The following is a 10,514-nucleotide window of genomic DNA, read 5'->3' on the forward strand; positions in this document are numbered from 1 at the left end:
GGTCCGGACATGACTGCACCGGTTTCCTCCCTCTCCCCCGCCACCCGTGCCCTGACGCCCGTCTCCAAGGTGCTGCGGCTGTGCCTGCACGCGCTGCTCCTCGGCCTGCTCGCGCTCGCCGCCGGGCGGGCCGTCACCGACTCCGCGCCCCGGGCCGGGTGGGTGATCGCCGCCTGCGCGGTGCTCGCCCTCGTCTACGCGGGCGGCGTACGGGCCCCCGCCGTGCACAGCTCGCCGCGTGCCGGGGCGCTGTGGCTGGCCGGGCTCTGCGCGACCTGGACGGGCCTGCTCGTGGTCTCCCCCGACGGGCTGTGGATCGCCTTCCCGCTGTACTTCCTGGAGCTGCACCTGCTGCGGCTGCGCTGGGGGATCACGGCCGTCGCGGTGACCGCCTGCGCCGCCATCGGCGGCTTCGTCGCGCACAGCGACGCGGCGACCCCCGGGGCCTTCCTCGGACCCCTGCTGGGCGGCGCGGTGGCGGTGGCGACCGTACTGGGCTACCAGGCGCTCTACCGTGAGAGCGAACGCCGCCGGGAGCTGATCGAGGAGCTGATCACCACCCGGGCCGAGCTGGCCGCGGCCGAGCGGGGCGCCGGGATCCTGGCCGAGCGCGAGCGCCTCGCCCGGGAGATCCACGACACCCTCGCGCAGGGCCTGTCCTCCATCCAGTTGCTGCTGCGGGCGGCCGAGCGGGCGCTGCCGGCGCGGGCACCGGCCCTGGAGCACATCGCCCGGGCACGCGAGGCGGCCCAGGAGAACCTCGCCGAGGCGCGCCGTTTCGTACGGGCCCTCACTCCGCCGGACCTGGAGCACGGGTCGCTGGCGGCCGCGCTGGAACGGCTGTGCGCGGGGGTCCCGGGACCGCGCGTGCGGTTCTCGCTGAGCGGCACCCCGCGGGTGCTGCCCACCCCGTACGAGGTGGCCCTGCTGCGGATCGCGCAGTCGGCGCTGGCCAATGTGGTGCGGCACGCGCGGGCCGGGCGCGCCGAGATCACCCTGACGTTCATGGACGCCTCGGTCACGCTGGACATCGTCGACGACGGGGACGGCTTCGACCCGGCGTCGGTGTCACCGGGCTCGGCGGGCTCCGGAGACGGCGGCTTCGGGCTGCCCGCGATGCGCTCGCGCGCCGAGACCCTGGGCGGGCTGTTCACGGTGGAGTCCGACCCCGGCCAGGGCACCGCCGTGGCCGTCACCCTGCCGCTCCCCCTCGAACACCTCGAACACCTCGGACACGCGGAACGTCCGGACACCGTGGAGGCCCTGTGAGCATCCGTCTCCTGCTCGCCGACGACCACCCGGTGGTCCGGGCCGGGCTGCGCGCGGTACTGGACACCGAGCCGGACTTCGCGGTGGTGGCCGAGGCCGCGACCGCCGAGCGGGCGGTGGAGCTGGCCGCGGGTGAACCGGTGGACGTGGTCCTGATGGACCTGCAGTTCGGTCCCGGTCCCGGTATGCACGGCTCCGAGGCGACGGCCCTGATCACCGCCCGGCCGGGCGCGCCCCGGGTGCTGGTGCTGACCACGTACGACACGGACGCCGACATCCTGGCGGCGGTGGAGGCGGGCGCTTCCGGCTACCTGCTCAAGGACGCCCCGCCGGAGGAGCTCGCCGCGGCGGTCCGGACGGCCGCGGCGGGCCAGTCGGCGCTGGCGCCGGCGGTGGCGCTGCGCCTGATGGACCGGATGCGGACCCCGGCGGAGGCGCTGACGAAGCGGGAGCTGGAGGTGCTCCAGTTGGTCGCGGACGGCCTGTCGAACCAGCAGATCTCCAAGAGGCTCTTCCTCAGCCAGGCCACCGTCAAGTCCCATCTGGTGCACGTCTACGCCAAGCTCGGTGTCGACTCGCGCACCTCGGCGGTCGCGGCGGCCGCCGTACGCCGGCTGATCCGCACCCCGTAGGGGGGCCGGCCCCCCCTACGGACACACCGGGCCGCAGGAGGGTGCGCGGCTCGGACCGTTGGGAGCATCGGGGTGTCCCCCGGGCCGTCACTGCCGAGACGGTCCGATCCCCGACCGGAGAGCGAGCCCCCCCGATGCACACCGCCGTCCTGGTGCGCCGACCGGCGCCCCCCACCGAGGTCCGCACCGCCTTCGCGCTCTGGCTCACGGCGGTGGCCGCCGGGGCGTTCGAGACCGCGCTCATGCTCGGCCGGGTGCCGGCCGACCAGGTGGCCGTCGGCCTGGTGATCCGCCTGACCGTCTTCACCGCGGCCGTGCTGGTCGCCTTCCGCATGCGCTCGGGTGCGCGCTGGGCCCGGATCACCCTGGCCGTCGGCCTCGGCGTGGCCGGCAGCGCCTCGCTGGTCGTCGAACCCCTCGGGTACCTCCTCGACGGGGGGTCGCTCGCCGACGCCGTGTCCCGGGCGGACGCCCTCGACCTGGTCTTCGGGGCGAGCCGGACGGTCCACCTGCCGGCCGTCCTGACGGCGGTGGCCCTGATGTTCCGCCCGGCCGCGAACGCGTACTTCCGCGAACGGCCCTCGTAGGCCTGATCCGAAGAGACGGCCTAGGCGACCCAGTGCGGGCGCTCCACCGCCGGCGGCAGCGGGACCCCGTCGTGGAAGGCGCTCGCGAGGCGGCGGACGCCTTCGTCCAGGCGGTCCTCGGGCAGCGTGTACGGGATCCGGAGCCGGTGTTCGAAGGTGCCCGGGTCCACGCCGAAGCGGGCGCCGCGACCGATGTACACCCCGGCCGCGGCGGCCCGCTCGGACAGGGCGGAGCTGACGGGCTCGCCCAGGTCGACCCAGAGCGAGAGGCCGCCCGGCGGGACCTGCCAGGACCATTCCGGGGTGTGCCGCTGGAGCGCCCGCACCAGGGCCTCGCGCCGGATCCGCAGCTGCGCCAGCCGGGCGGGCAGTTCCCGGTCCATGTCGTCCAGCAGCGGGAGCGCGACGAGCTGGTCGAGCACCGAGCCGGTCATGTCGGCGGAGACCCGCACGGCCGTCAGCTCCGTGATCATCTTCGCGGAGGCCCGGATCCACCCCACCCGCAGCCCGCCCCAGTGCGTCTTGCTGAGCGAGCCGATGGTGATCACGTGGTCCGCGCCGCCGCGCGGGGCGAGGGAGGCCGACGGCGCGGGGGCGGGCACGTCCAGCGCGATGTCGGCGATCGTCTCGTCGACGACCAGCCAGGTCCCGGTGGCACGGGTCGCCGCGAGCAGGCGCAGCCGCTGCTCCGGTGGCATGAGCGCGCCCGTCGGGTTGTGGAAGTCGGGGATCACGTACGCCAGCCTGGGCACGGTCTGGCGCAGGGTGGACTCGGCTATCTCCAGGTCCCAGCCCGCTTCGGAGACGGCGATGGATCCGGTGCGCAGCCGCGCGTGTCGCAGGGCGTCGAGGGCGTTGGCGTAGGTCGGGTTCTCGGTCACGACCCGGTCCCCGGGCCGGCAGAGCAGGCTGACGACCAGCGAGAAGGCCTGCTGGGCGCCGGCCGTCACCAGGATCTGCTCGGGGCGGGTGGGGAGCCCGCGCCGGGTGAACCGGTCGGCGACGGCGCCGCGGAGGTCGGGCAGACCGAAGGGGTGGTAGCCGGGGTCCTGGGCGAGCCGCGGGAGCCGGGGCGCCGCCCAGGCGAAGGCGGCGGCGAGGCTGCCCTCCGGGGCGCCCATCGCGGCGATGGCCAGGTCGACGCCGGGTTCGCCGTCGGCGCTGTAGCCGCCGGCGCCGAGGAGGGCGTGGGCGCCGACCGGGCGGTGGCCGTCCGGGAGCTCGGTCCAGGTGCCGGAGCCGCGCCGGCTGCGGACGTAGCCGCTCTCGCGCAGCAGGTCGTAGGCACCCGTGACGGTGGCCCGGCTCGCGCCGACCGCCTCGGCGAGCTCGCGTTCGGCGGGCAGCCGCACGTGCAGGGCGATGCGGCCGTCGAGGATCAGCGTGCGGACGGCGTCGGCGAGCGCCCGGTAGCCGGGGCGGGCCAGGACGTCGGCGGGCAGCAGGGCCGCGAGCTGACGGCTGCCGATCGTTCTGTCCGCTGTCTGGACCACTCGCCCGTTTGCCATGCCAACCTCCCCTGATTGGCTCTGACGGCCAGGCCAATCGAGGACCAGACTCGCCGTATTGGCCCTCGATTGGCAAGGAGATGCCCAGATGCTGACCGACCGTGACGAGCGCGCCCTGCTGGCCGCCACCGAGAACCGCATCGCCCGTCCGCTGCGGATCGGGGCCGCGCTCGCCGCCGTACGGCGCACTCTGGAACGACGGCCACGAGGTCGCGCGCAGGAGCGAGAATCGGGGGCATGTCATCCCACACGCACTCCGATCCGCCCGTGATCGCGGGCCTGCTCCTCGCCGCCGGCGGTGGCCGCCGGCTCGGTGGGCGACCCAAGGCGCTGCTCCCCTATCGCGGCCGTCCGCTGGTCGAGAACGCGGTACGGGTGCTGCGCGAGGCGGGCTGCGGCCCGGTGCACGTGGTGCTCGGCGCCTCGGCGGCCGAGGTCCGCGAGCGCGCGGACCTGACCGGCTGCGTGATCGTGGACAACCCGGACTGGGCGCAGGGGATGGGCTCCTCGCTGCGGGTCGGCCTCACCTCCTTGGCCGGTACGGGCGCCGGCGCGGCCCTGGTCTCGCTGGTGGACCAGCCCGGCATCGGCCCGGCGGCGGTGGCCCGGGTGCGGGCGGCGTACCGCTCCCCCACGAGCCTGGTGGCGGCTGCGTACGACGGGGAGCGCGGGCATCCCGTGCTGTTCGGCGCGGACCGCTGGGCGGACATCGCGGCGACGGCGACGGGCGACCAGGGGGCCCGGGGCCATCTGGCGCGCCACGCCGGAGAGCTCATGCTGGTGGAGTGCTCGGACGTCGCGGAGGCGTTCGACATCGACACGCCGCCCGACCTGGCGCGACTTCTCTGAGCACCGCGTGACGACAATGGCACTGAGGGCCACCGACAAGCGGAATCTGTCGACTCGGAGAATCTCGACATCAACAAACCATTGAACTTCCACCATGAGGAAATTACTATCCACTGGTCAGAAGCGCCCTGAACCCACAGACGGCGCCCGCGACCGTATTTCGGAACTCTCCACACCCGACGGCACTGCGTGCCGTCTCGCGCGAGCATTCCCCGCGGCCGCCAGGCACCGCCGCTGAAGGAGTGACAGTTATGTCCGCACCAGCGCCGTCCCCGCTGGCCATCGTCGACGCCGAGCCCCTGCCCCGGCAGGACGAAGTCCTCACCGAAGCGGCCCTCGCCTTCGTGGCCGAGCTCCACCGGCGGTTCGCCCCCCGCCGCGCCGAGCTCCTCGCCCGTCGCGGTGAGCGCCGTGCCGAGATCGCCCGGACCTCCACCCTCGACTTCCTCCCGGACACCGCACAGGTCCGCGAGGGCGACTGGAAGGTGGCGCCGGCCCCGGCCGCGCTGAACGACCGTCGTGTGGAGATCACCGGTCCGACGGACCGCAAGATGACCATCAACGCCCTGAACTCGGGCGCCAAGGTCTGGCTCGCCGACTTCGAGGACGCCTCCGCTCCCACCTGGGAGAACGTCGTCCTCGGCCAGCTCAACCTGATCGACGCCTACGAGCGGCGCATCGACTTCACCGACCCCCGCACCGGCAAGGCGTACGCCCTGAAGCCCGCCGACCAGCTCGCCACCGTCGTGATGCGGCCGCGCGGCTGGCACCTGGAGGAGCGTCACCTGCGGTTCGAGGGCGGCCCGGCCTCCGGCTCGCTCGTGGACTTCGGCCTGTACTTCTTCCACAACGCGAAGCGCCTGATCGACCTCGGCAAGGGTCCGTACTTCTACCTGCCGAAGACGGAGTCGCACCTGGAGGCCCGCCTCTGGAACGAGATCTTCGTCTTCGCCCAGGACTACGTCGGCATCCCCCAGGGCACCGTCCGCGCGACCGTCCTCATCGAGACCATCACCGCCGCGTACGAGATGGAGGAGATCCTCTACGAGCTGCGCGACCACGCGGCCGGCCTGAACGCGGGCCGTTGGGACTACCTCTTCTCCATCGTCAAGAACTTCCGTGACGGCGGCGAGAAGTTCGTCCTGCCGGACCGCAACGCGGTGACGATGACCGCCCCGTTCATGCGGGCGTACACCGAACTGCTGGTCCGCACCTGCCACAAGCGCGGCGCGCACGCCATCGGCGGCATGGCGGCCTTCATCCCGTCCCGCAAGGACGCCGAGGTCAACAAGGTCGCCTTCGAGAAGGTCAAGGCCGACAAGGACCGCGAGGCCGGCGACGGCTTCGACGGTTCCTGGGTGGCCCACCCCGACCTGGTCCCGATCGCGATGGCCTCCTTCGACGCGGTGCTCGGCGAGAAGCCGAACCAGAAGGACCGGCTGCGCGAGGACGTCTCGGTGGCCCCGGGCGAGCTCATCGCGATCGACTCCCTGGACGCCCGGCCGACGTACGAGGGCCTGCGCAACGCGGTCCAGGTCGGCATCCGTTACATCGAGGCGTGGCTGCGCGGCCTCGGCGCCGTCGGCATCTTCGGCCTGATGGAGGACGCGGCCACCGCCGAGATCTCGCGCTCGCAGATCTGGCAGTGGATCAACGCGGGCGTCGTCTTCGAGAACGGCGAGACGGCCACGGCCGAACTGACCCGCAAGATCGCCGCCGAGGAACTGGCCGCCATCCGCGCCGAGGTCGGCGAGGAAGCCTTCACGGCCGGCAAGTGGAAGCAGGCCCACGACCTCCTCCTCCAGGTCTCCCTGGACGCGGACTACGCGGACTTCCTCACCCTCCCCGCCTACGACCAGCTGGTCGGCTGACCCCCGAATTCGACTGACACGCACAGCGGTCGAAGCCTGTCGGCTCCGCCCCCGTCGCCTCACGGCGCGGGGGCGGAGTCGTTTGCGTACCACAACAGGAGGGGTCGGCTCCCGAACGACCGGTCGGTCGTTACTCGTTCGTAACATGACTGTACCTAGCGGTAACAAGTGGGCCCGTGTCACCTTTCCGATGCCACCGGCCGGCGGTACCCCCACTTCCCAGCCACGCGACGCAGTCGTCGCCGACTTCGGCGTGGCCGAACGCAGGAGTTCCGCAGTGATCGGATTCCGCAACGTCAGCAAGGACCGGGACCGCAGTCGGGTGCGACGGCTGGCCGGCGCCGCAATGGCCGTGCCACTCGCCGCCGGCGCACTGCTGGCCGGCGGAGCCGGAACCTCCGCCGCCAGCCCGGGAACCGGCCCCACCGCCGTGGTGTCCATGGGCGACAGCTACATCTCCGGCGAGGCCGGCCGCTGGAAGGGCAACAGCCTGACCAACAGCGGCAGCCGCAACGGCACCGACCGGGGCTGGGTCAGCGGCAGCACCTACGACCCCGCCAAGGTGTACGGGACCACCGCGGGCGGATGCCACCGCTCCGACTCCGCCGAGGTGCGCAGCGCCGGGGCGATCGCCGACGTCGCCGTGAACCTCGCGTGCTCCGGGGCGGTCTCGGACAACGTGTTCCGCTCCTCCAACGGCGGCGTCTCCTACAAGGGCGAGGCCCCCCAGGCCGATCAGCTCGCCGCGGTGGCCGCGAGCCACGACGTGAAGGTCATCGCCCTGTCCATCGGTGGCAACGACCTCGGTTTCGCCGACATCATCACGGACTGCGCGCTCGACTTCGTCCTGTGGAACTCGTACTGCTACGACGACCAGCAGTACGGGGTCGACCAGAAGATCGACGCGGTCATGGGCAAGGTCGGCAAGTCCGTGGACGAGATCCGGGCCGTGATGCGCGCGGCCGGGTACGCCGACTCCTCGTACCGGATCGTGCTGCAGTCCTACCCGTCGCCGATCCCGCGCGGCGCGGAGAACCGGTACACGCAGAGCGACTGGAGCCGTCTCAACACCGGCGGTTGCCCCTTCTGGAACCGGGACTCCGACTGGGCGCGGGACTCGCTCGTGCCGCAGCTGGCGAACCGGATCAAGGGCGTCGCGGCGGCCAAGAACGCGCAGTTCCTGGACCTGCGGGACATGATGCAGGGCCGCGAGGTGTGCGCGAAGGCGAGCAAGCAGGTGACCTCCGCGGTGCCGGCCTCGGCGAAGACGAGCGAGTGGGCGCGCTGGATCGACAACAACGAGACGCAGGGGCTGATCCAGGAGTCCATGCACCCGAACTACTTCGGCCAGCTGGCCGCGGGACGCTGCCTGGCTCTGGTCGTGGCCCAGCCCGCGAGCTCCGACTTCAGCTGCAAGAACACCGCGGGCGGGGACCAGACGGGCATGTTCCTGACCCCGGCCCCCTAGCAGGCCCCCTGTGCGGGCTCCACCGGGCGCGGCGGCGCCCGGTGGAGCCCACCCGGGTGCCGGTTCGGGTGCCGGCTCCGTTGCCCGTTCGGGTCAGTGGGACTGCGCGAGCGGACCTTCGGCGCGAGTCTGGGGTGACGGACAGGGTGACGGACCGCGGGCCCGACGCGGCGCGCCGGATCCGGAAGGAGCGTGATCGGCGTGGCCCGGAACCGCCGCCTCATCCTGAGCACGCCGTCCGAGGTCTGGCGCCTGCTGGCCGACGGCCACCGCTACGGCGAGTGGGTCACGGGAACCCGAGCGGTCCTCGCCGCGGATCCGCACTGGCCGCAGGTGGGGGCCCGGCTGAAGGTCCGGGTCGGCTCCGGCCCCCTCACCCTCGACGACACGTGCGTCGTCCGCAGGTGCGAACCGGAGCGCCGGTTGGAGCTGGAAGCGCGGGCGGAGCCCTTCGGTGCGGCGCGCATCGCCATGCGGCTGGACCCCTGGGGCGAGAACACCCTCTTCACCCTCGACTGGCACCCCCTGCGGGGACCAGGCACCCGGATGCACGGACTTCCGGTGGACTACATCGTCGCCATCCGCAACGGCATGATGCTGACGAAGCTGGCCAGGATCGCGGTACGCGAGCACACCGACGCACGGGTGTACTGACCGACGTTCTTCACGGGGTGTCGGGGCCGGGGCCCGTCAGCACGGACAGGATGTTGCCCGCCGGATCCTTGAACCAGGCGATGGTGGGCATGCCGTCCTCGCCGTGCACGATGCCCTTGGCGTCCGCCTCGAAGCCCTCGTAGCGCTCGAACGCGACACCGCGCGCGGTGAGCTCGTCGACGGCCCGCTCCACGTCCTCCACCGGGAAGTTCAAGATCGTGTAGGTCGCGGGGCGGAAGTCCTCCTTCGGGTACACCATGACCGTGGCGCCGCCCGCGAGGTCCAGGCGGAGCAGGCCCATCTCCTCGTCCCGCGAGACGTTCAGGCCGAGCGTCGTTCCGTAGAACTCCCTGGCCCTGTCCAGGTCGTCGACGGCGAATCCGCTGAATGCCCTGCTGTTTGCGAACATGGTCGTTCCTTCGGTCCGAGGCACCCCGCTTCCCATGGTCCCTCCTGGACCGCCGGGCGTCGATTCCGCAGTCCGGGCAGCGTCGGACGCCCCCGGAAAAGGGGGTGATCGGCGGGTGGCCGGCCGGCATGCTCGGGCGCATGGCAGCCCGTAACGCACGTCCCAGCCTCTACATCTCCGTCGACATCGAGGCCGACGGACCCATTCCCGGACCGTATTCGATGATCAGCTTCGGGGCCTCGGTCGCGGGCCGCCAGGACGGCCCTTCGTATACGGCCGCCGATCCCGAACAGCTGACCTTCTACCGGGAGTTGCGGCCCATCAGTGAGGAGTTCGTGCCCGAGGCGCTGGCCGTCAGCGGGCTGGACCGCGACCGTCTGGTGCGGGAGGGCGCCGATCCGGCGGTGGCCATGGCCGAGTTCCGCGCCTGGGTGCGGGAGGTGTCGGCGGGGGCGCAGCCGGTGATGTGCGGCTACCCGGCCTCCTTCGACTGGACCTTCCTGTACTGGTACCTGATCCGGTTCGGCGGGGACAGCCCCTTCGGCCATTCCGGCTGCCTGGACATGAAGACCCTTTACGCGACGAAGGCGCGGGTGCCGCTCCGGGCCGCCGTGAAGGGCCGGATGCCGCGCGAACTGCTGTCGCGGCGCCGTCACACGCACCACGCCCTGGACGACGCGATCGAACAGGCCGAGCTGATGAGCAACTTGATGCTGTGGACTCCCCCGGCGCCCGCCCCGGCCGCCGAGCGTTCCCCGCGCGTCACGCACCTGTCGTGGGGCCGGATCGAGGCCGAAGGGCTGCCCGCCGGGAAGGACTTGAGGCTCTACCCGGGCGGTGGCCGCCCCTGGGACTGGTCCGAGCACGGTACGCGGCACGATCCCGGCATCCAGCCGCAGGAGGTACGCGAGCTGCTCGACCTCGGGGTGACGGCGGTGGTGCTCAGCCAGGGCATGGAGAGCCGCCTCGGGGTGGCGCCGAGCACCCTGGAGGTGCTCGCGGCGGCCGGGGTGGAGGTGCACGTGGCACGGACGCCCGAGGCCGTGGAGATCTACAACCGGCTGGCCCCGGGCGGGCGGGTGGGCGGGCTCTTCCACTCGACCTGCTGAGCGGGGCACGGACCCGCACACGCACCGCACACGCACCGCACGCACACGGCGGGGGGGGGGGGGCCCCCCCCCCCGGGGGGGGGGGGGGGGGCGCGGGGGGCGCCCCCGCCCCCCCGGGGGGGGGGGGGCGGGGCCCCCCCCCCCGGGGGGCCCCGCCC

11 protein-coding genes are annotated in these 10,514 nt (G+C 72.9%); 9 read left to right on the plus strand and 2 right to left on the minus strand.

Features of this window, described 5'->3' with window-relative positions; translation table 11 throughout:
* Positions 1 to 9 precede the first annotated feature (9 nt).
* The 3 genes from ACGFYY_RS37570 to ACGFYY_RS37580 all read left to right on the plus strand — a co-directional run bounded on the left by ACGFYY_RS37570 (position 10) and on the right by ACGFYY_RS37580 (position 2,488).
* Entirely contained in the window at positions 10 to 1,269 is a 1,260-nt protein-coding gene (locus ACGFYY_RS37570) for a sensor histidine kinase (protein ID WP_393716526.1), read from the plus strand.
* On the plus strand, positions 1,266 to 1,901 hold the full coding sequence (locus tag ACGFYY_RS37575) for a response regulator transcription factor (protein ID WP_365278033.1): 636 nt from the start codon (positions 1,266 to 1,268) through the stop codon (positions 1,899 to 1,901). Before ACGFYY_RS37570 ends, ACGFYY_RS37575 begins: the two co-directional genes overlap by 4 nt.
* Before the next feature lie 134 nt (positions 1,902 to 2,035).
* A complete protein-coding gene (locus tag ACGFYY_RS37580) occupies positions 2,036 to 2,488 on the plus strand; it encodes a hypothetical protein (protein ID WP_393716528.1) in 453 nt (150 codons plus the stop codon).
* A 20-nt stretch (positions 2,489 to 2,508) separates the two neighbouring features.
* Here the strand turns inward: ACGFYY_RS37580 and ACGFYY_RS37585 are convergent, their stop codons facing one another.
* The gene (locus ACGFYY_RS37585; protein WP_393716530.1) at positions 2,509 to 3,996 is read right to left on the minus strand and encodes a PLP-dependent aminotransferase family protein; all 1,488 of its coding nucleotides are present in this window, start codon (positions 3,994 to 3,996) and stop codon (positions 2,509 to 2,511) included.
* Positions 3,997 to 4,084: 88 nt separating this feature from the next.
* Here ACGFYY_RS37585 and ACGFYY_RS37590 point away from each other — a divergent pair, with 88 nt between their 5' ends.
* The 5 genes from ACGFYY_RS37590 to ACGFYY_RS37610 all read left to right on the plus strand — a co-directional run bounded on the left by ACGFYY_RS37590 (position 4,085) and on the right by ACGFYY_RS37610 (position 8,838).
* A complete protein-coding gene (locus ACGFYY_RS37590; protein WP_365278042.1) occupies positions 4,085 to 4,267 on the plus strand; it encodes a hypothetical protein in 183 nt (60 codons plus the stop codon).
* Positions 4,234 to 4,845, plus strand: a complete 612-nt coding sequence (locus ACGFYY_RS37595) for an NTP transferase domain-containing protein (RefSeq protein WP_393716532.1) — start codon at positions 4,234 to 4,236, stop codon at positions 4,843 to 4,845. Before ACGFYY_RS37590 ends, ACGFYY_RS37595 begins: the two co-directional genes overlap by 34 nt.
* Positions 4,846 to 5,096: 251 nt before the next feature.
* Entirely contained in the window at positions 5,097 to 6,716 is a 1,620-nt protein-coding gene (gene aceB / locus ACGFYY_RS37600; protein ID WP_393716534.1) for a malate synthase A, read from the plus strand.
* A 190-nt stretch (positions 6,717 to 6,906) separates the two neighbouring features.
* The gene (locus ACGFYY_RS37605; protein WP_393716545.1) at positions 6,907 to 8,184 is read left to right on the plus strand and encodes a GDSL-type esterase/lipase family protein; all 1,278 of its coding nucleotides are present in this window, start codon (positions 6,907 to 6,909) and stop codon (positions 8,182 to 8,184) included.
* 201 nt (positions 8,185 to 8,385) lie between these two features.
* Entirely contained in the window at positions 8,386 to 8,838 is a 453-nt protein-coding gene (locus ACGFYY_RS37610; protein WP_393716536.1) for an SRPBCC family protein, read from the plus strand.
* Between the two features lie 10 nt (positions 8,839 to 8,848).
* Here the strand turns inward: ACGFYY_RS37610 and ACGFYY_RS37615 are convergent, their stop codons facing one another.
* Positions 8,849 to 9,247: a VOC family protein gene (locus ACGFYY_RS37615; RefSeq protein ID WP_393716538.1), complete on the minus strand. Its 399-nt coding sequence runs from the start codon at positions 9,245 to 9,247 to the stop codon at positions 8,849 to 8,851.
* A gap of 140 nt (positions 9,248 to 9,387) precedes the next feature.
* On the opposite strand from ACGFYY_RS37615, the gene ACGFYY_RS37620 reads away from it, so the two are divergent.
* Positions 9,388 to 10,356, plus strand: coding sequence for an MTH938/NDUFAF3 family protein (locus ACGFYY_RS37620; protein WP_365278056.1), 969 nt, complete (start codon positions 9,388 to 9,390; stop codon positions 10,354 to 10,356).
* Positions 10,357 to 10,514 lie beyond the last annotated feature (158 nt).

This window comes from Streptomyces sp. NPDC048331 (genome assembly GCF_043201215.1).
In the GTDB taxonomy this organism is placed as follows: Bacteria; Actinomycetota; Actinomycetes; order Streptomycetales; family Streptomycetaceae; genus Streptomyces.

Excerpts from the sequence above, each read along its gene's own strand:
- ACGFYY_RS37570 (WP_393716526.1), top strand. The coding sequence starts at position 10 with ATGACTGCACCGGTTTCCTCCCTCTCCCCCGCCACCCGTGCCCTGACG.
- ACGFYY_RS37580 (WP_393716528.1), top strand. The coding sequence starts at position 2,036 with ATGCACACCGCCGTCCTGGTGCGCCGACCGGCGCCCCCCACCGAGGTC.
- ACGFYY_RS37585 (WP_393716530.1), bottom strand. The coding sequence starts at position 3,996 with ATGGCAAACGGGCGAGTGGTCCAGACAGCGGACAGAACGATCGGCAGC.
- ACGFYY_RS37590 (WP_365278042.1), top strand. The coding sequence starts at position 4,085 with ATGCTGACCGACCGTGACGAGCGCGCCCTGCTGGCCGCCACCGAGAAC.
- ACGFYY_RS37595 (WP_393716532.1), top strand. The coding sequence starts at position 4,234 with ATGTCATCCCACACGCACTCCGATCCGCCCGTGATCGCGGGCCTGCTC.
- aceB (WP_393716534.1), top strand. The coding sequence starts at position 5,097 with ATGTCCGCACCAGCGCCGTCCCCGCTGGCCATCGTCGACGCCGAGCCC.
- ACGFYY_RS37605 (WP_393716545.1), top strand. The coding sequence starts at position 6,907 with ATGCCACCGGCCGGCGGTACCCCCACTTCCCAGCCACGCGACGCAGTC.
- ACGFYY_RS37615 (WP_393716538.1), bottom strand. The coding sequence starts at position 9,247 with ATGTTCGCAAACAGCAGGGCATTCAGCGGATTCGCCGTCGACGACCTG.
- ACGFYY_RS37620 (WP_365278056.1), top strand. The coding sequence starts at position 9,388 with ATGGCAGCCCGTAACGCACGTCCCAGCCTCTACATCTCCGTCGACATC.